The sequence below is a fragment of the Paraniabella hibiscisoli genome, assembly GCF_022512515.1.
Classification (GTDB): Bacteria; Bacteroidota; Bacteroidia; order Chitinophagales; family Chitinophagaceae; genus Niabella; species Niabella hibiscisoli.
Genome location: NZ_JAKWBK010000004.1, coordinates 129,104 through 153,018 on the forward strand (window position 1 = coordinate 129,104; position 23,915 = coordinate 153,018).

The following is a 23,915-nucleotide window of genomic DNA, read 5'->3' on the forward strand; positions in this document are numbered from 1 at the left end:
CATGAGGGGAGATTGATTTAAAAATAACCTGCTAAATAATCTTCAACCTTTCTTCTTCCAGGTCTATCTGATACAATTGCTGACGAATGATCTCCTCATCGATCGATGGATCTTTATTTAATTCGGTGAGATATTGCCGTTGGCTTTCCAGTAATTCGACAAAAATAATTTTAGTCTTTCCATTCATCCAGCTGTCGTCTGCGGCCTTGGCTCTTTCCTCCCACTGTCTTAATATTTTTTCTATTCCGGCATGTCCATTCAGGTCGTTTTCATAACGACTTTTCAATACCTCATATACATGCTGTTTCAATCCCTGTTTCATTTTCTTACGGGTCTCTTCCTCGGCTGCTTCATTAAAGATCCCATCGAACAAACGACTGCGTTTAATGATAAACGGCAATGTAAGTCCCTGAACCAGCAAAGTAAGTAAGATAGCCACAAAAGTGATGAACAGTATAAGATCGCGGTGGGGAAAGGCGGTACCATCACTCAGCGTAACCGGTATTGCTAAAGCTGCTGCCAGCGACACCACACCCGCATGCCGGTCCAGCCTAATAATAAAGGCATCAGGTACCTTCTTCGTCTGTTGGATACATGTGGCAACGATCGCCTCCTGAAAATTAGTGTGGCAAATAATGCAGCATAGCTGCTGATCATTCTTGAAAGAATTAATACAACTGTTACCAATACGCCATAACCTATTGCTGTATTTATAGGAATACCTTTTGAACGTATGCCGTCTATAATTTCGGGCAGCTCCAATCCTATTACCAAAAACACAATTCCGTTCAGAATAAAAACAAAGCTTTCCCATACACTATAGCCTCTGATACGGCTGGCGCTGTTTAAAAAGATCAGGCGCTTCGAAGACATGTATAGCCCACCTATCACCACAGCTAACACACCTGAACTATGTAGCTGCTCTGCGATCCAATACATAAAATAGGGTTCGATGAGCGTAAGTGCAATATCGGAAGGCGCATCAGTAGGCAGTTTTTTATGCGCCTGCACAAATATCCAGGCCAGCAACAAGCCAATTCCTGCGCCACCAATCACCATCCATAAAAAGCTAACTGCAGCATCCTGCCAAATAAATTGCCCGGTACCAACAGCAACCAAAGCAAAGCGGAAAATAATCAAGGAAGAGGCGTCATTTAAAAGGCTTTTCCCTCCAGTATAGCTGCCGTTGACCGGGGAATTTTTACAAACTTCGTAATAGCCGCGGTGCTTACTGCGTCCGGGGGCGATACAATACCACCTAACAGAAACCCCAAAGCAATAGTAAAACCGGGTATAAAATGATTAGCTACAACAGCGACTGATAAGGCTGTAAAAAAACTACCAGGAAAGCAAAACTGGTGATAATACGATACCATTTCCGCATCTCTTTGAAGGATATGGTCCAGGATGCTTCAAAAAGTAAGGGTGGTAAAAAAATAAAGAAGATCAGGTCGGGGTTGATCTTTACCACAGGTAAACCGGGTACAAAGCTTACCAGCAAACCCGCTACCACCAATAATATAGGGTAAGCAATCTTGAGCTTTGCCGCAAACATTTGCAGCAATACAATCGCTGCGATCATTGCCAGCAGAAAAGGTAACAGATTATGCATTCAAATACTTTATTTCTATTATTAAAAACATCCCCTGCTGACGGTGTATGTCAGCGGCATTTACTATTTCATTTCAGCCTTCCTGAATGTTACTATTGCTTTAATCAACTTTAATGGCAATGGTTGGTCGTTAGGAAATTGAATTGCGGACTTAGAAAGTTTAAACCCCTTTAGTTCTGTCTCAAATTGCTCCAGGAGTGCTGCACTCCAGGGACTGGATAAAGTTATATGCTTAGCAAATGCCGCGTAATAGATCAAAAATTTCTTCTCTATTTTAAAAGCCGGGATCTGGTAGCTAATTACTTCTTCTGCTTCAGGAGCGATTTTCTTAATTATATCGCGAATTTGCTGCATTCTTTGTTGTACGTCACCTGTGAAGGCATTGTGGTACTCATCAATATTCTGATAGTCAGTTTTCGCCATGTTGAAGGTTTAATTGAACTGCAAGTATATTATTTTTTCATATAACACTAACAAATGTTAACGAAAAAGCAGCACATAAATGCGCTGCTTTAAATATTATCAGGTTACTTTACTTCTGTATTAACACCCTGTGCGGTACAGGTCCTGCTACGCCATTGGCATCCCAGGCATTTTTAACCAGCTCCTGCACACCAAAATACACGTCCCAATAGTCGGGTTGGGTGGTATAAGGTCGAATGGCTAATGTTACCATTCCATCCCCTACCTTCAATACACTTACTTCGGGTGTTGGTGTATCTAATACTTTCGGATGTTGCTTCATGGCAGCAATAGCTACTTCCCTGGCTTTGGCAATATCCATATCGGGAGCAATTGCCATGGTCAGATCCACCCTAAGATTGCCGTGACTAGTGTAGTTAATGATAGTGCCGGTTGAAAGCGGGCCATTGGGCAAAATGGCTGTTTTATTATCAGCTGTAAGAATGATGGTATTAAAAATACCCTGCTCCAATACAACGCCCGTCTGCCCCTGGGCTTCGATCATATCTCCTACTTTGAAAGGTTTAAATAATAACATCATCACACCACCGGCAAAATTGCCCAGAGAACCATTTAAGGCGGCACCTATGGCCAACCCTGCGCCTGCCAGTAATGCTGCAAATGCAGTGATTTTTACACCGATCATTTCAAACACCGAAAGCATTAGCAAAATAGTTAATGCCACACGCACTAAAGAAGATAAAAAGTTCTTAGTGACGGATCGTAGTTTTTCTTAATAAAGAGTTTGTTAAGCAACTGGGTTATTTTTTTATAATCCAGGAGCCGATAATGTATACCAGTATGGCACCCGCCACCTTGGGCGCGTATTCAATAGCCATTTCTTTAGCCTTTAAGGCGAAAAAGAAGCCTGGTTGGTAACTGTTTCAATTTGAAGTAAGGTCATTGGTTTGTGTTTATGAATGAAAATAAAAAGCTTTGTACACCTGTTTCCGCAACTTTCGACGAGTGGGTCTGATTCAAACATCAGCCCCGGGCATTATTCGATAAGATTATAGCAGCTAAACCAAAAATCTTCCCGGGCGGGGGTAAAAGCATCAATTAATACGCCCGCTTCTACACACAAGCAGCCATGTAATACATCAGGAGGTACAAAATAGCCATCACCTTGTCGCAAAGTTTTGATTTCTTCTCCTATAGTCAGTTCAAAAACGCCACTTTCCACATAACTTACCTGCACATGTGGATGTTGGTGCATGGTACCTACTGCGCCCGATTCAAATTTCACTTTAACCATCATCATCTGTCCATCATGCCCTAACATTTGCCTGGACACCCCATTGCCCAGGTCCTTCCATTCTATATCGCTGTCTACCTGGAAAAACGTTTTATTATACATTTTACTAAGATAAAACAAATGCCTAATAACCAGCACATCATGTAAAATACAATTAGAATTTAATATTGAGTAGCGCAGACCTCTGTATCCTATTTCGCTGGCTTATCGTGATTCAATGTGACGCTTCCGGTGCCAATGATGCCATTTGTATTTGATTCTTAAGAAATTCCGATAGTAGATATCTAATGTCCAACATCCCGGGTATCAACCATCAGGTATTCAAGCCCTTTATTCTAATCCATTCTGAATTATTTTCACCAAAATCTGACAATCTGGCTCTAAACTGCTCCCGGTATCAATTTTGATTGAAATGGAAAAAATAAATTCAATATATGGTTCAGGAAAAAGGTACTATTTCGATCCACACAGAGAATATCTTCCCTATTATTAAGAAGTTTTTGTACAGTGATCACGAAATTTTTCTTCGTGAGTTGGTTTCTAATGCGGTAGATGCGATACAGAAAGCCAAAAGACTGGTTTCTTTAGGCCAGTTCCAGGGTGAATTAGGCGAACCACTGGTGCAAGTAAAACTCGATGCTGACGCTCAAACCATTACCATTTCAGATAATGGGATTGGTATGACTGCCGAAGAGATTAAAAAATATATCAACCAGGTGGCCTTTTCGGGAGCTAGTGAGTTCCTGGAGAAATTTAAAGAAGCGAAGGATGCAAACGAGATCATCGGTCAGTTTGGCCTCGGATTCTATTCTGCTTTTATGGTGGCCGATAAAGTAGAAATCAATACTTTAAGTTACCAGCAAGGCGCCGAACCAGCCCGCTGGGTATGTGATGGGAGCACCACATTTGAATTGAGCGAAGGCAGCCGCACGGAACGTGGTACCGATATTGTTTTATACATCAATGAAGAGAATAAAGACTTTTTAGAAAATCACAAGCTGCAATCTATTTTAGATAAGTATGCTAAGTTTTTACCGGTTCCCGTTCAATTTGGTACTAAAACAGAAAGTGAGCCAGATGGTGAAGATGAAGAAGGCAAGCCAAAATATAAAGAGGTTGAGACACCCAATATTATTAATACGGTTAAGCCCATATGGACAAAAGCTCCATCGGAATTAAAAGATGAAGACTACTTAAATTTCTATAAAGAATTATACCCCTTCACAGAAGATCCTTTATTCTGGATCCATCTGAATGTAGATTATCCGTTCAACCTGACAGGTGTTTTGTATTTCCCTAAGATCAAGAATGATGTGGAGATACAGCGTAACAAGATCAAATTGTTTAGCCGCCAGGTGTTTATTACCGATGATGTAAAAGATATTGTGCCAGAGTTCCTGATGTTGTTGCATGGTGTGATTGATTCACCGGACATTCCTCTAAACGTATCCCGCTCTTTTTACAGGCAGATGGTAATGTAAAAAGATCAATACCTATATTACAAAGAAGGTAGCTGATAAATTAGCCGAGCTGTTTAAAAATGACCGCAAAAGTTATGAAGAGAAGTGGAACGATATAGGCGTATTTGTAAAATATGGTATTGTAAGCGAGCCCAAATTTGCTGAACGTGCAAAAGATTTTGTGTTGTTGAATAATGTAAAAAAGGATTTCTTTACATTAACTGAGTATCGTGAAAAAGTAGCTCCAACTCAAACAGATAAAGACGGCAATGTAATATTCCTTTACTCAGCTAATGCTGACAGGCAGCATAGTTATATCAGTGCTGCTGAGAAAAAGGATATGATGTATTACTGTTAGATGGTCCGCTGGATAACCACTTTGTAAGCCACCTGGAACGTGACCTGGAGAAAACCCAGATCAAGCGTGTAGATGCTGATGTGGTTGAAAAGCTGATCGACAAAGATGAAAAGATTGAGAGCAGCTTAAGTGAAGAACAAAGCAAGGAGCTGGAAACGGTATTTAAAGAAGCTATTACCAAACCAGGTATGGAGGTGAGCATTGAGAATCTTTCTGCTGATGGATTGCCTGTAACGGTTACTATGGATGAGTTTATGCGCCGTATGAAAGATATGGCGGCTATGGGTGGCGGCATGAATTTTTACGGTTCCATGCCTGATCGTTACAAAGTGGCGGTTAATGCCAACCACCCCTTAGCTACTAAAATATTAGCAGAAACCAATAACGATGCACAAAAAGCATTGGCGCAACAGGCATTTGACCTGGCCTTACTGGCGCAGGGCATGTTAACTGGAGCTGATCTGACCGCTTTCGTTGAAAGAAGTGTGAAACTGATTTAAGGTAATATTAAAGATGTGAAATAAAAACGCCGGCCAATTGGCCGGCGTTTTCTATAACGTCTAAAATTCAAGTATTCTTGCTTTATCCACACCTTCGGCATGAGACGATTCTTTGATAGTTTTATGCACTTCATCATCTTTCACAATTATAGGGGGAGCCAATCGTTTCACTTTTTTTGTAGCTGCAACTGCGGGTTCCGTATGCTTAACAGATGCTTCATTTGCCTTTTTATCTCTCACTATTACAGGAGGTGCGAATGAGATTACCTGCTCTCCTTTCTTAGGTTTGGGCGGAGGAGGTGGCGGTACCATCTTCGTTTTCTTAGGTGGAAGTGGTGCCGCTGGGGGTGGCAATGGAGCTTTCACTTTTACTACTGCCGGTTGAGGTGGCGGCGGCGGTGCTGCCATTTTCTTTTTCCTAACAGGGGTGCGGGCGGTGGTGGTGACGGAAGCTCTATTCCATATTTCTTTTCAAAAGTAGCTGCTTTTTCCTCAGATGAAATATTACCTTTAATTACACGCCCATCTTCATAATATATATGTGCCGTTCTAACATTGTTTTGATACTTAACTACAACCCTTGTTGTACGAAGAACTGCAGCCGCAATATTATTTCCAGCGTCGGACTTAAGAGATTCTATTGCTTTGGTTAAAAAATCAATATTGTATTTATCCTCAATTATTTTAACTTTTTCCAAAGTAGAAGCGTCCTCAATCAATTCGGGTTTATCTGGATACTCGATAATAAACTTATCAGGTTTTCGATCTTTAAATTTCAATACCATACCATTTGCACCGGGAGGGTATTTATTCTTTAAATTACTAACGTCTGCTATCCGGGTTTTATCTGAGGTTGTTGCTTTTTGAGAATAGACCTTCCTGGAAAAGATAGCTACTAAAAGAAAAGAAACCGGAAGTACCGCAAATACCAGTAGTAGCATTTTCGCTATTTTTATTTTTTTGTTAACATGACTAATCGTTTTTTTGTGGTGTAAAATGTAAAACTGCTAGCCAATACAAACGTGCTTTGCGCAATAGCCCGCCGTAATAAAATTTCCTGATAACTGCGCACATTATCCAGTTGTTTTACTACTGAAGCATCAGCCAACAATTCGTGGTTGATTTTAATAGATTTTTTGTATAAATAAATTACGGGATTAAACCAGGCAAAAACCTGAACCAATTCAAGTAAACAAATATCCCAGCTGTGTTTTTGTTTTACATGAGCAATTTCATGTTGTATCACTTCTGCTTCTACTTTACCACTATTATACTCATCTCTATTCAAAAAAATAGTATTTAGAAAACTATGTGGCGTTAGAGGTTGATCTAATAAGACTACCTGTATCTTTTCGATGAGAAAGACCTGACCTTGCCTTACTGCCTTTTTTATTATCAAATAATTCCTGATCAACCGAAACATTAAGTAACTATTTACGACAGCGAAAGTCACCGCTATTATGTTAATAATTCCTCCACCTGAATCAGCATTTGGCCTTAACGAAGTTTCTACATCCTGATTCATTAAACTTGTATTCTCCATAATGACCGGCACAATAACCGGAGCTTCTACGGGTATGGCTATCAAAGGAATCAGAAAAGAAAAAGTAAGCTTCCCAACAAATAAAACCTGTTAAATACCAGCATTTTTTCGTTTCGGAACAGCAGCGCGTAAAGCCCATAAAAAGCGGCACTGCAGGCAATCATTTTTAAAAGATAGATAAGCATATCATTTCTTTTTTGGATTTCAGAATCGATAATCTTCTTCAATTCTTCCAGCTGCGATTTACTCAAATTGGTTTCTTTAGTAAAAAAGAGGCAAATTGTAGTACAGAATCATCAAAGTAATTTTTGATCATACTACTAACATGTATCGAAAAATAATCCGCCTTTTTTACTAAGGGATAGTATTCGCGTGAATTTCCATACTGGTTAAAGGCAATCACCCCTTTATCCGTCATGCGCTTCAACAAAGTAGCCACAGTAGTACTTGCGGGCTTCGGATCGGGAAAGCTTTCTATGAGGTCTTTCATAAAAGCTTTTTCCTTCTGCCAGATATATTCCATTAACTGCTCTTCGGATTTTGACAACTTAATCATTCTACAACTATAGATTTATTTCTACAAATGTAGAACAAAATTATACTTCTCCAAATTTTTTATTAAAAACTATTTTATCGTTGTGAAACAGCCTAAAAAGTCCCCAAAGAAAAAAGCTGCCTTTAATAAAGACAGCTTTCAATAATTCATCTGAATAAAGTTATTTTCTTATAGCCTGTACTACCTGGGAATAGCGGGCAGTACCGTCTTTATCGATCTGCTTGATTCGTACAAAGACATCCTGATTAGTATAATCACTAACATCATTCCCGTTTTTAGTACAGCCGGTATTTAAGATGATTACCGACGCTAACATCATGAATGCAAATACAACCCGGCTGCGCTTATTAAAAAGAAATGCCACCAATGCTAACACACACACCAATGCCTGCTAATTGGCCTGGTAGAGTTTTAGTAAAGCTGTATTGCAATGCTTCTTCGCTGTTACCATCGGGTGACTGGGTTTTCACTTCTCCTATTTTGATAAAATTAGTTCCATCATAAGAAGCTTCAATCTCATAACGATCATTGTTTAGTTCGGAAACAGTCTGCCAGTTTACTGTAAGTGTGCTACCCGATAAGTTTGCCTGTATGGCTCCGAATACTACAGGAAGACTGGTGGCATAGCTAACCGTATAGTTAACAGGAGAGCTCTGCAGACCTGCTCCATCCACAACTCTATAGGTGAAGACGGTAGCAGTTACATTGCCTGGAGTGGAAGGACCAGGTTCTATAGTTAATAAGGTAGGGTTATAATTGGCTACCAGGAAATCAGTGGTTACTATTGTTCCATTATACTTTAATATAAAACCATTGCTGGGCGGATTCAATATTACGGTTCTACCACTCCAGCTGGTCCTGGTGGGCTGGTCTACCGGATCACGACCTTCTAAAGGAATATCGCCCAGGTTGGTTAAAACCGGTTGGCTGGAAACAAATTTATTTTCTGGATAAGCCTCGGGCAAGGCATTTACAGCAAAATTAAGATTTGTTTTATCAGTGCTGGTGTTGGTAAGATTAATAATCCCGTCCCCTGCAGTATTATCAACAGCCCCGCCGGTTGTATTGCCATTTACATTTTCTCTCAATATACCATACCCTGCAGGTGGTATGGCTGCCGACACGGAGCCCCCTACCGCTACATTTGCGGTAGAATACAAAACTTTCAACCCCTGGTCCGACGCAATATAAGGTACACCTGTACCTGCTGTAACGGCTTCATTAAAGCTATAGGTACCGGTAGCTGATACCGCAACTTTTGCCATTACGGTTCCATCGGCTTTGACGATATAGGCGTATAATGGAGTAGCGCTACCATTAATACCGGCTTCAACGCCATCTTTAATACCATTACCATTGAGATCGTTAAACACGGTACCCGAAAGCGCGCTTACCCTTATTTTAATGGTAATATCATCCAGCACGAGATCATTACCATTGGTATTGGGCACAAGATCATTGTCTGAATTGTAAAAATTAAAGTACAAAGCAGCACCATTATAACTTAAAGGCAATGTAAAAGGAAGATTATGATTTTCCCATGCTAATGCTGTATTGCTGGCTGACCTGGCCAGGGTCCAGCTATTGTTAGAATAAGCCGCACTGGCATTGGTAATAGACGGACTTACAGCTAAACCGATCATACTGTTCTTATAAACAGTTGTGCTTATACTATTCTGTAAAAGGTTGGCTGCCCAGAAATCGATCGCATATTCCGCGCCAGGAACATCAAAAGCTGATGTGGTATATAAAAAATAGGTTCCGCCGATCTGTCCTTTTTTCCGGGATTTGCATTAATCAGCATCATATAACCATTAACATCACCAGATGTATGATCCGGCGCACCTGCGATCCATAAAGAGCTATACCCACGTGTTGCATTTACCACCGAGTAATTACCATCAATAGTACTGCCGGATCCCGTTTGAGCCGTATAAGAAGTAGTGCCGGGCAAAATATTACTGGCCGGATTGGCTGACGGGTTTGCAGATCCGGTGCCAAAACTGCTGTATAAAATAGTTCGATAAACCTGGCTAAGTGCCTGTGAACAGGCTACAGAAAATACAACTGTCATAGATAGACAGATAGAATAAATCCTCTTCATGATTTGGATACTTTTTGTTTAGAATATCTTAGAGGGTTTCGGGAATCGTTAGCAAAGCCCACCAAACCATACTGTACAGGCTTACCGGCATCTACCAACAACTCTCTGTTAATGCATATTTGCCTGATGCTTCTTATCTGGCATCAGATATTGCTTAAACTCGTTCTACTATTTGTGAAGAAGGTTAAAGCCATTAAAACCTTATATGAATCCAGGCATTATGACATTAGATTGCGAATCTATTATCTATTTAAGAGGCGAATTAGATTTATTCGGTGAAACAGTAGCGGTAGCAGATGAAATGCCTTTTTCCTTCGCCGGATTTTGGGTATTTATTTAGAATAAACTCCCTAACATACTTGCTTTAGTATTGGGAAGGGTTGATGAGGTTAGCTATACCAAAAGCATGGCAGTGAAGCTTACTTTTCGTCACTGGTATTTCTACATGAAGCGAAGAGGTGGGTGAATACAATGGGCGATGATAAAAAGAAAGATCACCCCAGGAATAGCGATAAAAAACAACCTAATTTTCTCGAAATAATATTTCTTAAATAATACGCCGCTTATTTTATGTTGCTTATCTGGTCTTGTTACTTACCGATAAAATGCAATTAAAGCTCACCTTTCTTTAACTGTGTTACGGCATAGTTCACAGCCCTGGCCGTTAAAGCCATATACAATATAGACGGGCTTTGATTACCTGTGCTGGTCATACAGGCACCATCTGTAACGAATACATTCTTACAATGGTGTAATTGGTTCCATTTGTTCAACAACGAAGTTTGAGGATCATGTCCCATGCGTATGCCACCCATCTCATGAATATCCAATCCCGGTGGCTGCGGCTATCGTTCACCTGAATATTAACGCCTCCAGCAGATTTAAACATCGCTTGTCCCTGTTCAAGAAAATCATGCACCATTTTATCATCATTCTCATCATATCCTACAGAGGTAATCAATAGGGGCATTCCAAACCTATCTTTTTCAGTATCACTTAATCTTACATGATTGGATGCTTTGGGTATGGTTTCACCCTGCATATACATATACATGCCCCAGGCGCCTGGTTCCGAAAGCTCCTCTTTAAACGCCGCGCCGATCCCAGCAGCTGTACTATAAATTTTGTTAGATCTGTAACCTCCACTAAAAATGACATAACCGCCTAAGAAGTCGGCTTCCAGCTTCTTCAGATTCCTGAAATTGGGAATAACACATTCAGTGGCTCTTCGTACTTTATAATACTGATCTTCCATTCCCTCAAATGTGGCATTCATACTGCCGCGATAATTATGAAAGCAAATGTATTTTCCCATCAGGCCATTGTCGTTACCCAGGCCATTAGGAAAGCGGGTTGAGGTGGAATTAAGCAGGATCAGATTGGTATTTAATGCTGATGCATTGATAAAAATAATATCGGCAAAGTACTCCGTCGTTTCTTTAGTTAAAGCATCTATTACTCTTACGCCTGTGGCTTTTTGTTTTTGTTCATCATAAATAACAGAATGGACAACACTATGCGGACGCAATGTTAAATTACCTGTTCGATTAGCCCAGGGTAAAGTAGAGGCATTGGAACTAAAATATCCTCCGAAAGGGCAGCCACGCATACAAAGATCCCGGTTCTGGCATTGTGCCCGTCCCTGCTGCCCATGTATTTCCTTCGGCTCCGTTATATGTGCCAATCGCCCGGGTATGTAGTTACGCTGGTACTGATCCCAGATCACTTTTTTAAAATGCTCTTCTACACAATTAAACTCCATGGGTGGCAAAAACTCCCCATCCGGCATTGATTCTATATTTTCCCTGCTGCCACATACGCCTATAAACTGCTCTACGTAACTATACCAGGGTGCAATATCATTGTAACGAACCGGCCAATCAACTGCATAACCATAACGTAGGGGAGCTGAAAAATCCCAGTCGCTCCAACGTTGGCAGCTACGCCCCCAGGTAAGCGATTTTCCTCCTACCTGGTAGCCACGTATCCAATCAAAGGGCTTTTCCTGAATATAAGGGTGCTCTTCATCTTTTACGAAAAAATGCTGTGTCGCTTCATCATATCCGGCAGCTTTTGAAATCAACGGGTTGTTTACCTTTTGCTGAAGTGTTATGGATCCACTATGGGGTAATTCCCAACGACGAAGGTTCATCGTTGGATAATCTTTTAAATGCTGCACGTCCCGCCCGCGTTCCAGCACCAGTGTTTTAAGCCCCTTATCGCAAAGTTCCTTTGCAGCCCATCCACCACTGATGCCACTGCCTACGACAATGGCGTCATAGGTGTGAGTAGCTTTGCCATTTGTATTAATGTTTTTAGAATCATTGACCAAAACATCGTTCATATAAAATTATTACAATTAAAACAATTTATTCGCCTCAATCCGGTTGCTTGTATCCTGAATTATTTTAAAGCTGCATCATTATCTTTTTGCAAAAAATTGGCGCCATCATCAATATGATCAGCTACCCACTTCATCAAAGCTTCATCAGGAACGGGTTGCAGCGGCATCGTGCTGGAAGAAGAGCGTTCATTATACGGTATGTTACTGCTCCTGTTATATACTGATATCAGCGACCAGCGCGGCTTGTCGGATAAATTTGCTTCTGACCTGTGTAACAAGTTCGGATGAAACAATAAAGCATCTCCCGCATTAATTTCTACATATACCAGGTCCATTTCTTTTAAAGCTAATTCTACATAACGCATGGAAGCGCCTACCTGCTCTCCCGAAAAACCATGCTCTACCCGGCCCATCTTATGCGATCCCGGTAGCACCTGTAAACACCCGTTTGCTTTGCTCGCATCAGTGATAGCCACCATAATGCTGATCATCTGATCAGGAAACAAAAACTCATTTTTATACCAATAACCATAATCCTGGTGCCATTCCCAGGCGCCTCCGGTTTGCGGTTCCTTTTGCATAAGCTTGCTATGAAAATGACAGACAGCTCCATTTCCATCCAACAATTTGTCGGCTGCATTTACCATGCGTTGACTCTTAGTGAGTAAACCATAGGCATCATTACCCGGTGTGTACCATAAAGTAAGCTTTGTTTTTTACCAGCCTGATCGTTCAGATCAAAAGCATGCTTTTGTAATACATGATCCGTTACCGCAATAGTGTGCAGTTTTTGTACTTCTGCCTGTGACAAAAAGTTCTTGACAATGATGTACCCTTTTTGTTCATACGCTGCAACCTGATCAGCCGACAATGGCATATATTCCATAACCTTGTTTTTTAGTACTACCTCATTTGTAATAATACCTCTTTCAGAGTGGCCTTCGTTATACCACGGGCCATTTAAATTGACTGGTTAATTTTACTTTAGTGCCCATAGCTGATGATTTGCGGGCAGCTTCAATAATTTCCAGCACATGTAAAGCATGTTCAACATTAATAAGCAGGTCGGTATTATTGATCAACGACTCCCCTACTTTGGTAGCGCCTTCCTGCCAAACAAAATCTCCTTTATCACTGCTCATTAATATTGCCGGTTCATCCCATGAAGTATCCACCATCACACCATTTGTTTCCCAGTCATAACCTATTAACCGCATGTTGCCATAATCGCCGTAAACCTGTATAGAATGCAGCGCTTGCTTGCCGGCTTCATGACCATGTGGGTCAAAATAATTGAAGCCACACATTACATGACTTATTACATTATTATCATGTTCCAGTAAAATGTGTGCATTATCTTCCGCTACTACTTTAATAGTTCCTTTATCATCAATTTTCCGCTCTGGTTTCACTATACTGGTCATAGCCATAACCGATCTTGCAGGGCCTAACAACCCTGTTAAAGTAGTTATATTATAAACCCCTAAATCGGGCATACTGCCACCTCCTTTTTCATAAAAAAAGAACTCCAGCCGGGACCTGTATGTCCATATTGTCCATGAGCACTAGCCACTTTTCCCAACTTACCTTGCTGTATACATTTGCTCATGAACGCAAATTGCGGACTATTGACAACTGCCGGAGCGCCCCAGATCTTTAGTTTTTTTGCCTTGCTAATGCTACCAGTGCCTTTCCCTCTGCATAGGTGTTAGCCAATGGCTTCTCACTCCAAACATGCCGGCCAGCCAATAATGCTTTTTTATTCAGATCTCCATGTACCTGCATATCCGTAAGCGTCACCATCATATCAAAAGGCGCTTCCTTCAACATTACATCAATGTGCGAATAAGTTTTAGCGTTCAGGTTGTATTGCTTGTTTTGAGCAATTGCTCTTTCCGGCTTGATATCACAAAGACTTACAATTTGAATATAAGGCGATGATTGCAGGTGCGGTATATACCTGTTGCTTACACTGCCACAACCTATTACCGCTACCTTTAGTTTCCTGTCGGAACTGATCGCCCAGGACTCTAATGAAGACAATAAAATAGCTGCACCGGCAAATGTTGTAGACTTCAGGAATTCATTTCTTGATATTTTGGAATTCATATTACAATTGCTTTAATGTATTACGTCTTTACTGAATAGACGGGCTTTGAAAGCCTAATCTTTTTAACCCATTTTTTATATCTGGTATGCCCATAAACAATTTCCATAACAACCCGGTACGATAGTTCTCAATCATGGTAACAATCGGCCCCTGGTCAATTGCCAGATGACTTTTAGCATACCAGTTATGATGGATGCTAAACCCATCTACAAATCCATATCGACTCCATATTTTATTGCCCATTTCTTCATAAAAATACCGGAGCGCCTGCATGCTTTCTTTGGGAGTAAATGGCATAGATGAAATTGCCGCTGTAGGTTGAATAACCCCTAAATCGTTTTGTGGATGTGGACTGTGCGCTACATACCCTTTATAACTGTCACCTGCCGTAAGACCCCAACATTTTTCACTATATCCTTTATACTTTTTGGGATTCTCGATACAGTAGGCCCTATTGATTAGCGTATGGTTTTTTCCTGCTCAAAATAATCGTTACCAAGGGTATCCTTTAATCCATTAGGATCAATACCCTGAAATGTATACTGCTCAAAAAATAAAGGACCACCTTTATCTTCATCATAGTTTCCCAATGGTAACCGGTAACCATAATATTCTTTCCCATTTTTAAAGCCATAGCTGCCTACCCATGAGCCATCATAAACAGATTTGGCAATTGCTTTTGCAGGATTAGGTGCTGAGGCGGCCATAATATAAGTGATCAAGCATTCGTTCCATCCCCATACCGGGAAGTTCATATCAAAACCATTATTAGGGCTCCAATGCCAGAACAACTTGTTTTGACCATTCGTGTGCCAGTTCCAGTTAGCGGCTCCCCACATCTGGTCTACTCTTTTGCGCAGGTATACTTCGCGGGGTGTATTGCCTTTAAAATATTCTCTTGCACATAAAAAGCCCATCAGCAAGTAAGAGGTTTCTACAATATCAGCCCCATCATCTAAGCGGTCAAATGGAATGGCTTTACCAGTACGGCCATCCATAAAGTGCGGGTAAATACCATGATAACAATCGGAAGTAATTAAGAAATCTGCTATTTTAATCAATCGCCTTACAGCCGTATCTCGCCCTATCCAGCCACGATCTACAGCTACTACAGTAGCCATTATACCAAATCCTGTTCCGCCAATAGCACCTGCATCAGGACCAAAAGGTTTAGTGCTGAAATTAGGCTCATCCCATGCTTCATTGATATAATCCCAATAATGCTGTGCTAAAACAGTATTACTGCGCTCCAGCGCCAGCCCGCTGTGTGGATGAGCACCATGCCAGAAAAAGCGGAAAGTTTGTTTTTGTACGGTTTCTAATAGCTGCTCATCGCTAAGCCCCTTCCTTATGCCAAGCGGGGCAATACTATCAGGTCCATCACCATATTTACCTTTTGTTAATGAAAGCTGCGCATTTGCAAAGATGCAGGACCAGCAGATAAGCATCAATCCAATTAAAAACTTCCTCATATTACTACACAGATTTTGATGAACGATTTCAATTACACAGCTGTAACCCTGCTTCCAGGATGCTATATATTAGTCGGGAAGATATACCATCCTCTATAGGTTGACACACAATCTTGAGTTTTAATACCTGTACAAATTCATGGTAAACAGCAATTCAAAAACTATTTACCGGCAAAGCGATACGACCTATATAAAAGCAATCTGTAATCAAAACTATGGATCGTTGTAACGAGAAACTACTACAAAAAAGTGAAGATTGATACTTTTTTAGCAAAAAATAGATTATTTTAATAGTTATAAAAGCACAAAACAATTACTTCTAATGAAACCTGCACTTGAACACCTGCCAAAAGAAAGAAATGAATCATTTGCCGTAAGAGATTTTGATTATCATTACTATCCTAATCCCTGGCATTATCACCCCGAATATGAAATTGTATTGGTTACTGAAAGCACAGGAAAAAGATTTATTGGCGACCACCTCTCCGATTTTGAACCGGGTAACCTGGTTTTGATAGGTCCCAATATACCTCATACTTATAGAAACCATGACAGGTATTATGAAAAAGATGCAGGGCTCAGAGCCAGATCTATTGTTATACATTTCACGGAAGCTTCCTTGGGCAATGAAACATTGCATTTACCCGAAACACAGGCAATACAAAGGCTATTTGAACAATCGAAAAGAGCCATTGAAGTAACAGGTAATACGAACCGGTATGTAAGCGAACTCTTATATAAAATAGTTGGTTTAAACGGTCTAAAGCGCTGGATCTGCCTTTGGGAGATCGTTGCCGCTCTGGCAGAATCCAATGATCTAAAACCGATATGCAACTGGTCGCAGGAAGGGCATAACCCTAAAGAAAGTAAAAGATTATGGGATGTACTGGACTGGGCTATTCATCATTTTGAAGAGGGCATAACACTTAAGCAGGCGGCTAGCATTGCCCAAATGCAGGAGAATGCATTTTCCCGTTTTTTCTCCAAACGTACAAAAAAAACATTTTCTCAATTTGTACAGGAACTGCGCCTGCAAAAGGCAGCACGGTTACTGATCGAAAATGATGAGCTATCAGTTACACAAATATGCTATGACTGCGGATATAATAATCTTTCTAATTTCAACCGTCAATTTTTGAATCACTATGAGATGAGCCCGGTTAAATACAAAAGAATATACAGGTCATGATACATATACAAAACAGCAAAAGGCTACCTGCATGGTAGCCTTATTATATTTTAATAAACAGGTTTGTTTTAAAAGTTTTGCTTATTGTTCTGCCGGTTAATATCGGCCATCCGCTGGGTGGGATCAATCTCTATAATAGCGATATCTTCTTTCTTCAAATCAGTTGAAATAACATAGGTTTCGCTGGTCCAACGCCAAACAGGATGGGTTTTGCGTGGGATCGTATTCTCTTCCGGCTTCAAACCATACATCAGATCCATCGGTATATAGTGCAACTCCTGCTTACCGTCTTCCCTGGTAATTACCAGATCAACAGGCATCGGTATAAGACCTTTATTGCGTAGCCTAATCTGCGTCTTTCCATTTTCCTCCCAAACATTTTCAATGGCATAGTCAATGGTTTTAATACTGTTTACCCAAAACTCCTTATACCAGTCCAGCTTCATATCGCTTTCCCTTTCTGCAACCCGTATAAAGTCATCAACAGTAGGATGTTTGAACTTCCAGGTATTATAGTAATCCAGTAAGATCTTATCGCGTGTTGCTGCTCCAACAATATATCCTAATTGCTCTAAGAACACGGCCCCTTTTGAGTAGCTGGCAATGCTATACCCCATATTGGTATTAAAATGATCGGCATGAGTAGCCAACGGTTCTTCAAAATTAGAGCGAGCCAATTTATAATAGCTGTTATAATCGGCCAAATTAGCAGTATCGCGGTTACCATTCTTCAACCAAACACTTACAATGTTTTCTCCGTAGGAAGTAAACCCTTCGTCCATCCAGGGGTAGAGGCTTTCATTAGTGGCTAATACCCCCTGGTACCAGCTGTGAAACCATTCATGTAACCAGGCGCCGGGCTGGCCAATAAGGTGGCCATAGGATATTCCATACCACCATCACCACCGGTAATAAACGAGTATTGTTTGTAAGGATAAGCACCAAATTGCTTCTCCATAAAGGGGTAGGCTTTTTCAGCCTGTATTAAAATATTCTCCCAGTCTTCGGCTTTTTTGCCGGCAGTTTTATACAATAAATGAAGCGTAATGCCATCTTTGATCAGTTTGGTTTTATGAATGAACTCAGGATCGGCGGCCCACATAAAATCGTGCACGTTCGATGCGGTAAACCTCCAGGTAAGCTTTTCAGTAGCTGGTACCACGGGCTTTACACCGGCAGCCTCATAGCCAAAACCTATCTGGTTCGCATTTTTTAAATAGCCGGTACCACCCAGTATATAATTTTTGTCAATACTGATATTGACCTCAAACTCCCCGAAAGGGCCATAAAACTCTCTTCCCACATAAGGAGTAGGATGCCAGCCTGCTTTGTCATAGGCACAGATACGCGGGTACCATTGACTCATCGAATAGCGAACTTTGGTAGTAGGGTTATCTCTACCGCTGCGCCTGATCTGTAAAGGCACCTGGGCGTCGAACTCCATATCCAGCACCACTTTTTGTCCGGGTAAAATGGCTTTGGTTAGCGGCACCATTAAAATGGTTTCGAGCTCTTCAAATTTTTGAGGTACGCCATTCAGTTTTAAAGATTTTACTTTCTGATACCCTATCTCATCCTTAGCCAGGCTATCAATACGCCCTCTCACTCTGGGATCCCAGTCTGGCTTGCCATTAATGCTTATTTCACCCTGGCGGCGGCTGCGATTATCCATCATACTTCCCGGCTGAAAAGCATTCCAGTATAAGTGATAAAAGATCTTCTTTAATGTGTCGGGAGAATTATTCCAATATTCTAATTTTTGTTTACCGGTAAACTGATTGGATTGGACATCCATGTCTACGTCCATCACATACTTTACTTTCTGCTGCCAATAACCCTGTTGAGCCAATGCAATTGTTCCCCAAAAACCGGCTAAAGCAACTGTTACAAGTTTCCTGATCATAATCGTTATCCTTAAGTACGAAAAGCGCAAATATAAAATATATGTTAAGGGAATCCTAACCGTTTAAATAATAAAGCAGCAGGATACGGGGAGTTGGATATTGAGCATTTCTCAATTGTTGCTTGACATTTCTTACCAGCTTTCTATTTAGCACCCGCCAGAATGAAGTTCTCTCAGGCAGGCAGAGCGCAAAAAGAAACGGAGGCACAAAGCAACGTGAATATAGTCTATCTTCCCTATTTACTACTCGCCGTCGCCTACTTGCTCATATTCTATTCGCTTTCCGTTAAAACCTTCTACCACCAGTACTATCTCGCCTTTTACGGTTTTCTGCGAAAAATAAGCAGCTACTTCCTGCAAACTACCCCTTTTATTTTCTTCGAACATTTTGGTCAGTTCCCGGCTTACACTACATTGCCGGTCAGCACCGAAATAAGTAGCCAGATCATTAAGTGTTTTCACCAAACGCATCGGCGACTCATAAAAGATCATCGTTCGCTCTTCGCTCTTTAATTTCTCAAGAAAAGTATGTCGCCCTTTTTTAAAGGTAAAAAACCTTCAAAGCAGAAACTATTAGTTGGCAGCCCGCTATTTACTAATGCAGGCACAAAAGCCGTGGCGCCAGGTAAACTTTGCACTTCAATACCCTGCTGCACACATGCTCTTACCAGCAAAAAAGCCGGGTCGGAAATCCCTGGGGTTCCTGCATCGGTTACCAAAGCCATTTTTTACCGGCGGCCAACTGTTGCACCAAGTGTTCCACGATTTTATGTTCGTTATGTTGATGGTAAGGTGTAAGTGGCCTGGATACCTGGTAATGATTTAATAAGTGTGAAGTAGTGCGGGTATCTTCAGCAAGTATAACATCTACCTCCTTCAGCACTTCCAGCGCTCTAAGGGTTATATCCTTTAAATTACCAATAGGTGTAGGAACCAGATATAACATGATTAAGCTTTATTGGGTCTGAAAATTAAAGACAGCAGCACATACGCAATAAATATAACCGGTACAGCCAACCATTTTAAGAAGATGATAGATAATACGGCGATCAGCAATAAAACAAATTTGTCGGTGTTGCTTTTAACACTGAAATTTTTGAATTTAAGACTGATCAATGGAATATTGGATACCATTAAAAAAGATACCAATACTATAATTGCATATAAGATGTAAGGATTAGAAAGCCAGGCTTCGGCCCAACTATTAGTGGTATTTACAATAAAAGGCAACGACGCAATCATTAACCCTGCAGCCGGTGTAGGCACGCCTTTAAAGTAATAGGTCTGCTCTTTATCGAGGTTAAACTTAGCCAAACGCCATACGGCACAACATGGAATCAGCAAGGCTGGCAGCAGGTACCATATATCACCTACCGGCATAGCCGCTTTGGTTAAAGCCAATTGAAGCAACCGATACATGATCATACCCGGCGCCACACCAAAGGTTACGGCATCGGCCAGCGAATCCAACTGAGCGCCCATGTCTGAAGTAGCCTTAAATAAACGGGCTACAAAACCATCCAGGAAATCAACTACTGCAGCCAGGAAGATATAGACTCCGGCTACTATCAGCCCCATCGAAAAAGTACCGGCAGCACTGGTCATCAAAAACCCATCATCTTTAAAAATATAAATGATGGCTATACAGCCGAATACCAGGTTGAGAAGGGTAAATAAATTGGGGATCTGTTTCATACGAGTTGATGGTTCATCGCTGATCGTCCATAGTTTGTATTCTGCCATGAACGATCAACCATTAGCTATTAACCTACTTCTTCATCAATCTTTCAATATCATCGGCTTCGATTGGAATATTTTTCATCAGATCGATATTACCATTTTTAGTAAGCCAGAAATTATTTTCTATGCGGATGCCCATTTGCTCTTCTTCTATATAAATACCGGGCTCAATCGTAAATACCATTCCAGCTTTAATGGGTTGGTAAAAATTAGGGCCCAGGTCATGCACATCAATACCCAGGTGGTGAGAGATGCCATGATAAGTATATTTGCGATAGGCCCTGTTTTGAGGGTCTTCGTTCTTTACATCAGCTTTGCTAATCAGGCCCAGCTTCAGGTATTGCTTGGTAAACTCATCGCCGGCTTTTTCATGATACTCAGCAATGGTAATACCCGGCTTCAGAATACCGGCACAATAACGATGCACCTGCAGGCAGGCATTGTATATTTCTTTCTGGCGTGGTGTAAACTTACCGTTCACAGGTACGGTGCGGGTCAAATCGGCATTGTACCCACCGTATTCAGCACCAAAGTCCATCAATATCAGCTCCCCATCTTTGCACTGGTTACTATTAAAGATATAATGCAATACCCGGGCATTGTCACCGCTTGCGATAATACTATTATATCCTTCTCCTGTTGCACGCTGGCTCAGGAAAGAATGAACAATCTCAGCTTCAATCTCGTATTCCCATACACCGGGCTTTATAAATTGTAAAAGGCCACGGAATGCATTTTCGGTAATATCAATAGCTTTCTGAATTACCTCTACTTCATACTGCGTTTTTATGGCCCTTAATTCGTGCATGATACGTGCTGCACGCAGATAATTATGCAGTGGGTAGCGCTCTTGAATGTGCTTAATATAACGTGTTTGCGCAGTATCGAGCCAGGATCCTTTGCGATCATGTTCATTAGAATCCAGGTATACATTTTCGGCAGCATGCATCCAGGCTTGTAATAAAGCCGGTAAAACATCTGTCCATACAATTGTTTTGATTCCGTTAATGGCCGTAGCCTCTGCTGCCCTTAACCGCTTGCCATCCCACTTTTCTTTTAGTTCATTAGGACGAACCAATACCAGCACTTCTCTATATTTAGGATCCGGATTATCCGGGAAAAGGATCAGCATTGAATCTTCCTGCCTGATGCCGGTTAACCAAAAAAGAGAACTATTCGGTTTATACTTATATAAAGCATCCGCGTTATGCGGCACTTCCTCGTTCGAAACAAAAATAGCAATAGAATTCTTTTGCATTTTCTTTACAAAACGCTCCCTGTTATTAATAAACAGTTTAGGATTTAACGGTAAGTATTTCATGTAAATATTGAAGATTGAAAACTAAATATGGTTACAAACTTAACATTTGGAACCTTAATAATAGCACATAAAAGTAAACACTTCTGCTAAATAAAAACATAGCAGGCAAAAGAAGAGAGGAAGAATGTGATGAACGGGATCATGTCCCGAAAATCTAAATCGTAATTACAGGACGGGTGTGTATTAAAATAACCCGTAGAGTGTTGAATCGATTTTCGTGATAATATCACCAAAATGTTCTTCGTTTTCGCCGAATTTATTTTTGTCTACATCAATTACCAGCAGCGGGCCTTCTTTGTAGGCCGCAATCCATTTGTTATAAAATTCGTTGAGCCTTTTCAAATAATCCAGGCGGATGTTTTCTTCATACTCGCGACCTCTTTTTGTATCTGTCCTACCAATGTAGGAACTGATGCATTCAAATAGATCATGAGATCTGGTGGCTTAACCATTTTTTGAGCGTCTGAAAGAATTCGAAATAATTATCAAAATCGCGTTTGCTCATCAGCCCCATTTCGTGCAGGTTAGGTGCAAAAATGTTAGCATCCTCATAAATAGTGCGATCCTGTATAATAGTTTCTGTACCCTCCTGAATATCCAGCAACTGCTTTAAGCGGCCGTGCAAAAGTAAATCTGTAAGTTAAAGCTCCACCTTGGCATATCCTCGTAAAAATCCATCAGGTACGGATTATGATCTACATCTTCAAAATGGGGGATCCATTTGTAATGCTTAGCCAGCATTTGTGTTAATGTAGTTTTACCGGCACCAATGTTACCGGCTATTGCAATATGCTTGGGTTTCGATTTCGACTTGGCCATTTTTGCTGTATAATGCCTGAAGTCTCAACCAGGCTCGTTGGTATAATTTTTAAAACTCGGCAATAGTAAGTCTTTTTCTATGCGCTAAAAATATTTTAGACCAATGGCCTCGCGCACGGCACTAATCGTCTTGTCTGCACTTTCAGCAGCCTTTTGAGCTCCCACTTTCAAAATGATATTTAATTCAGCTTCGTTAGCCGTATATATCTTTTGCCTTTTGACGGATCGGAGCTATATAATTCACCATATCTTCAGCCAGCTGCTTTTTCATATCGCCATAGCGTATATTACAGTTGTTATAATCTGTTTCAAATTTATCAATCGTGTCCTGCGCACTTACCAGTTTCATCAGGTCGAAAACGTTCTCAATATAATCTGGCTTAACACTATTAGCTTCTGTGGGGCCCGAATCTGTTTTTGCTTTCATAATCTTCTTACGGATCAGCTCATCATCATCAGAAAGGTAAATGGTAGCGTATTGATTTTCACTCTTACTCATTTTCCTGCTCCGTCCAGGCTGGGTACTTTCAGCAATTGCTCGCCAAAATTAAAAGCCCTGGGTTCGGGAAAACATCACCGTAGCGATGGTTGAAACGATTAGCAAAAGTTCGGGTCATTTCCAGGTGCTGCTCCTGGTCTTTACCTACCGGCACCAGTTTAGCCCGATGAATCATAATATCAGCCGCCATTAAAACGGGGTAGGTTAATAATCCGGCGTTTACATTTTCTGGCTGCAAACGTACTTTATCTTTAAAAGTAGTAGTCTTCTCCAATTCCCCTTTATAGGCCATCATGTTCAGGAAAAGATATAATTCTGTTGTCTGGGGTAAATCACTCTGGCAATACAGAACCACTTTATCGGGATCAAGGCCACAAGCCATGTATTCTGAAGCGACATGAAGCACATTCTCTTTTAGCTCTTTGGTATTCATACTTATTTTTCTTCGAGAATGCAGATCGGCCGCATAAAGAAATAACAATAAATGCAATTCTGCATCTTTCATAATTACATAAAGCGCCAAAAATAGTACGGTGTAAATTACCTGTAGGATTGCCACGCCGCTTACCACTACCTGCTGCCCGGTGAGCAAGGTCTCTTTATTGTGCTCGCGAGTCGCGAGATAAATATGAAATGCGCATTAAAATACCTCATACTTATTTTTCTTC

At 40.9% G+C, this 23,915-nt stretch carries 35 protein-coding genes and 2 pseudogenes; 5 read left to right on the plus strand and 32 right to left on the minus strand.

Annotated features, from left to right (window positions below):
* Positions 1–31 precede the first annotated feature (31 nt).
* From MKP07_RS36425 to MKP07_RS36450, 6 genes are all read right to left on the minus strand, one after another.
* Complete coding sequence (locus tag MKP07_RS36425; RefSeq protein WP_240852920.1) at positions 32–529, minus strand: cation:proton antiporter family protein; 498 nt, start codon at positions 527–529, stop codon at positions 32–34.
* On the minus strand, positions 508–1,140 hold the full coding sequence (locus MKP07_RS36430; RefSeq protein WP_240852921.1) for a cation:proton antiporter domain-containing protein: 633 nt from the start codon (positions 1,138–1,140) through the stop codon (positions 508–510). Before MKP07_RS36430 ends, MKP07_RS36425 begins: the two co-directional genes overlap by 22 nt.
* A 166-nt stretch (positions 1,141–1,306) precedes the next feature.
* Complete coding sequence (locus MKP07_RS36435) at positions 1,307–1,612, minus strand: cation:proton antiporter domain-containing protein (protein WP_240852922.1); 306 nt, start codon at positions 1,610–1,612, stop codon at positions 1,307–1,309.
* 63 nt (positions 1,613–1,675) lie between these two features.
* On the minus strand, positions 1,676–2,035 hold the full coding sequence (locus tag MKP07_RS36440) for an iron chaperone (RefSeq protein ID WP_240852923.1): 360 nt from the start codon (positions 2,033–2,035) through the stop codon (positions 1,676–1,678).
* A gap of 109 nt (positions 2,036–2,144) precedes the next feature.
* On the minus strand, positions 2,145–2,765 hold the full coding sequence (locus tag MKP07_RS36445) for a mechanosensitive ion channel family protein (protein WP_240852924.1): 621 nt from the start codon (positions 2,763–2,765) through the stop codon (positions 2,145–2,147).
* Positions 2,766–3,071: 306 nt separating this feature from the next.
* The gene (locus MKP07_RS36450; RefSeq protein WP_240852925.1) at positions 3,072–3,431 is read right to left on the minus strand and encodes a cupin domain-containing protein; all 360 of its coding nucleotides are present in this window, start codon (positions 3,429–3,431) and stop codon (positions 3,072–3,074) included.
* A 332-nt stretch (positions 3,432–3,763) separates the two neighbouring features.
* On the opposite strand from MKP07_RS36450, the gene htpG reads away from it, so the two are divergent.
* From htpG to MKP07_RS36465, 3 genes are all read left to right on the plus strand, one after another.
* Positions 3,764–4,810 carry a molecular chaperone HtpG gene (gene htpG / locus MKP07_RS36455; RefSeq protein WP_240852926.1) on the plus strand — a complete coding sequence of 349 codons (1,047 nt, stop codon included), beginning with the start codon at positions 3,764–3,766 and terminating at the stop codon, positions 4,808–4,810.
* A 163-nt stretch (positions 4,811–4,973) separates the two neighbouring features.
* Positions 4,974–5,147 carry a hypothetical protein gene (locus MKP07_RS36460; RefSeq protein ID WP_240852927.1) on the plus strand — a complete coding sequence of 58 codons (174 nt, stop codon included), beginning with the start codon at positions 4,974–4,976 and terminating at the stop codon, positions 5,145–5,147.
* A 32-nt stretch (positions 5,148–5,179) separates the two neighbouring features.
* Complete coding sequence (locus MKP07_RS36465; RefSeq protein WP_240852960.1) at positions 5,180–5,647, plus strand: hypothetical protein; 468 nt, start codon at positions 5,180–5,182, stop codon at positions 5,645–5,647.
* 60 nt (positions 5,648–5,707) lie between these two features.
* On the opposite strand, the gene MKP07_RS36470 is transcribed toward MKP07_RS36465, so the two are convergent.
* From MKP07_RS36470 to MKP07_RS36505, 8 genes are all read right to left on the minus strand, one after another.
* Positions 5,708–6,055 carry a hypothetical protein gene (locus MKP07_RS36470; protein WP_240852928.1) on the minus strand — a complete coding sequence of 116 codons (348 nt, stop codon included), beginning with the start codon at positions 6,053–6,055 and terminating at the stop codon, positions 5,708–5,710.
* Positions 6,019–6,588 (minus strand): hypothetical protein, encoded by a 570-nt coding sequence (locus tag MKP07_RS36475; RefSeq protein WP_240852929.1) that lies wholly within the window; start codon positions 6,586–6,588, stop codon positions 6,019–6,021. The genes MKP07_RS36470 and MKP07_RS36475 overlap by 37 nt, the downstream gene beginning before the upstream one ends.
* Before the next feature lie 11 nt (positions 6,589–6,599).
* Positions 6,600–7,172, minus strand: a complete 573-nt coding sequence (locus tag MKP07_RS36480) for a M56 family metallopeptidase (RefSeq protein ID WP_240852930.1) — start codon at positions 7,170–7,172, stop codon at positions 6,600–6,602.
* Positions 7,173–7,240: 68 nt separating this feature from the next.
* A complete protein-coding gene (locus tag MKP07_RS36485) occupies positions 7,241–7,441 on the minus strand; it encodes a hypothetical protein (RefSeq protein ID WP_240852931.1) in 201 nt (66 codons plus the stop codon).
* Complete coding sequence (locus tag MKP07_RS36490) at positions 7,438–7,737, minus strand: BlaI/MecI/CopY family transcriptional regulator (protein WP_240852932.1); 300 nt, start codon at positions 7,735–7,737, stop codon at positions 7,438–7,440. Before MKP07_RS36490 ends, MKP07_RS36485 begins: the two co-directional genes overlap by 4 nt.
* A gap of 169 nt (positions 7,738–7,906) precedes the next feature.
* Entirely contained in the window at positions 7,907–8,122 is a 216-nt protein-coding gene (locus MKP07_RS36495; RefSeq protein ID WP_240852933.1) for a hypothetical protein, read from the minus strand.
* Positions 8,094–9,389 (minus strand): hypothetical protein, encoded by a 1,296-nt coding sequence (locus MKP07_RS36500; protein ID WP_240852934.1) that lies wholly within the window; start codon positions 9,387–9,389, stop codon positions 8,094–8,096. Before MKP07_RS36500 ends, MKP07_RS36495 begins: the two co-directional genes overlap by 29 nt.
* A 23-nt stretch (positions 9,390–9,412) precedes the next feature.
* A complete protein-coding gene (locus MKP07_RS36505; protein WP_240852935.1) occupies positions 9,413–9,850 on the minus strand; it encodes a hypothetical protein in 438 nt (145 codons plus the stop codon).
* A 205-nt stretch (positions 9,851–10,055) separates the two neighbouring features.
* Here MKP07_RS36505 and MKP07_RS40730 point away from each other — a divergent pair, with 205 nt between their 5' ends.
* Complete coding sequence (locus MKP07_RS40730; protein WP_262920229.1) at positions 10,056–10,190, plus strand: hypothetical protein; 135 nt, start codon at positions 10,056–10,058, stop codon at positions 10,188–10,190.
* Between the two features lie 271 nt (positions 10,191–10,461).
* Here MKP07_RS40730 and MKP07_RS41815 read toward each other — a convergent pair whose 3' ends face one another.
* The 7 genes and pseudogenes from MKP07_RS41815 to MKP07_RS36540 form a co-directional block, all read right to left on the minus strand.
* On the minus strand, positions 10,462–10,623 hold the full coding sequence (locus MKP07_RS41815) for a GMC oxidoreductase (RefSeq protein ID WP_317236257.1): 162 nt from the start codon (positions 10,621–10,623) through the stop codon (positions 10,462–10,464).
* On the minus strand, positions 10,620–12,194 hold the full coding sequence (locus MKP07_RS36510; RefSeq protein ID WP_317236258.1) for a GMC family oxidoreductase: 1,575 nt from the start codon (positions 12,192–12,194) through the stop codon (positions 10,620–10,622). Before MKP07_RS36510 ends, MKP07_RS41815 begins: the two co-directional genes overlap by 4 nt.
* A 59-nt stretch (positions 12,195–12,253) precedes the next feature.
* On the minus strand, positions 12,254–12,841 hold the full coding sequence (locus MKP07_RS36515; RefSeq protein WP_240852936.1) for a phytanoyl-CoA dioxygenase family protein: 588 nt from the start codon (positions 12,839–12,841) through the stop codon (positions 12,254–12,256).
* Positions 12,835–13,080: a phytanoyl-CoA dioxygenase family protein gene (locus MKP07_RS36520; protein WP_240852937.1), complete on the minus strand. Its 246-nt coding sequence runs from the start codon at positions 13,078–13,080 to the stop codon at positions 12,835–12,837. The genes MKP07_RS36515 and MKP07_RS36520 overlap by 7 nt, the downstream gene beginning before the upstream one ends.
* Positions 13,081–13,138: 58 nt before the next feature.
* Positions 13,139–13,747 (minus strand): Gfo/Idh/MocA family protein, encoded by a 609-nt coding sequence (locus MKP07_RS36525; RefSeq protein ID WP_317236267.1) that lies wholly within the window; start codon positions 13,745–13,747, stop codon positions 13,139–13,141.
* Positions 13,748–13,850: 103 nt separating this feature from the next.
* A complete protein-coding gene (locus MKP07_RS36530; RefSeq protein ID WP_240852939.1) occupies positions 13,851–14,303 on the minus strand; it encodes a Gfo/Idh/MocA family protein in 453 nt (150 codons plus the stop codon).
* Between the two features lie 28 nt (positions 14,304–14,331).
* Positions 14,332–15,776: pseudogene (locus tag MKP07_RS36540) on the minus strand (glucoamylase family protein).
* Positions 15,777–16,098: 322 nt separating this feature from the next.
* On the opposite strand from MKP07_RS36540, the gene MKP07_RS36545 reads away from it, so the two are divergent.
* Positions 16,099–16,965, plus strand: coding sequence for an AraC family transcriptional regulator (locus MKP07_RS36545; protein ID WP_240852941.1), 867 nt, complete (start codon positions 16,099–16,101; stop codon positions 16,963–16,965).
* A 68-nt stretch (positions 16,966–17,033) separates the two neighbouring features.
* Here MKP07_RS36545 and MKP07_RS36550 read toward each other — a convergent pair whose 3' ends face one another.
* The 11 genes and pseudogenes from MKP07_RS36550 to MKP07_RS40750 form a co-directional block, all read right to left on the minus strand.
* The gene (locus tag MKP07_RS36550; protein WP_317236269.1) at positions 17,034–17,852 is read right to left on the minus strand and encodes a M1 family aminopeptidase; all 819 of its coding nucleotides are present in this window, start codon (positions 17,850–17,852) and stop codon (positions 17,034–17,036) included.
* A complete protein-coding gene (locus MKP07_RS36555; protein ID WP_240852942.1) occupies positions 17,774–18,868 on the minus strand; it encodes a M1 family metallopeptidase in 1,095 nt (364 codons plus the stop codon). The genes MKP07_RS36550 and MKP07_RS36555 overlap by 79 nt, the downstream gene beginning before the upstream one ends.
* 243 nt (positions 18,869–19,111) lie before the next feature.
* Entirely contained in the window at positions 19,112–19,360 is a 249-nt protein-coding gene (locus MKP07_RS36560) for a hypothetical protein (RefSeq protein ID WP_240852943.1), read from the minus strand.
* Between the two features lie 17 nt (positions 19,361–19,377).
* Positions 19,378–19,593, minus strand: coding sequence for a hypothetical protein (locus MKP07_RS36565; protein ID WP_240852944.1), 216 nt, complete (start codon positions 19,591–19,593; stop codon positions 19,378–19,380).
* Positions 19,581–19,814, minus strand: a complete 234-nt coding sequence (locus MKP07_RS36570) for an SAM-dependent methyltransferase (protein WP_240852945.1) — start codon at positions 19,812–19,814, stop codon at positions 19,581–19,583. Before MKP07_RS36570 ends, MKP07_RS36565 begins: the two co-directional genes overlap by 13 nt.
* Before the next feature lie 2 nt (positions 19,815–19,816).
* On the minus strand, positions 19,817–20,611 hold the full coding sequence (locus MKP07_RS36575; RefSeq protein WP_240852946.1) for a CDP-alcohol phosphatidyltransferase family protein: 795 nt from the start codon (positions 20,609–20,611) through the stop codon (positions 19,817–19,819).
* A 25-nt stretch (positions 20,612–20,636) separates the two neighbouring features.
* Positions 20,637–21,929 (minus strand): aminopeptidase P family protein, encoded by a 1,293-nt coding sequence (locus MKP07_RS36580; protein ID WP_240852947.1) that lies wholly within the window; start codon positions 21,927–21,929, stop codon positions 20,637–20,639.
* Positions 21,930–22,112: 183 nt separating this feature from the next.
* Entirely contained in the window at positions 22,113–22,343 is a 231-nt protein-coding gene (locus MKP07_RS40735) for a deoxynucleoside kinase (RefSeq protein WP_317236270.1), read from the minus strand.
* A 13-nt stretch (positions 22,344–22,356) separates the two neighbouring features.
* A pseudogene (locus MKP07_RS43455) lies at positions 22,357–22,748 on the minus strand (deoxynucleoside kinase).
* 193 nt (positions 22,749–22,941) lie between these two features.
* The gene (locus MKP07_RS40745; protein WP_262920231.1) at positions 22,942–23,247 is read right to left on the minus strand and encodes a tryptophan--tRNA ligase; all 306 of its coding nucleotides are present in this window, start codon (positions 23,245–23,247) and stop codon (positions 22,942–22,944) included.
* A gap of 28 nt (positions 23,248–23,275) precedes the next feature.
* Entirely contained in the window at positions 23,276–23,839 is a 564-nt protein-coding gene (locus MKP07_RS40750) for a tryptophan--tRNA ligase (RefSeq protein WP_262920232.1), read from the minus strand.
* Positions 23,840–23,915 lie beyond the last annotated feature (76 nt).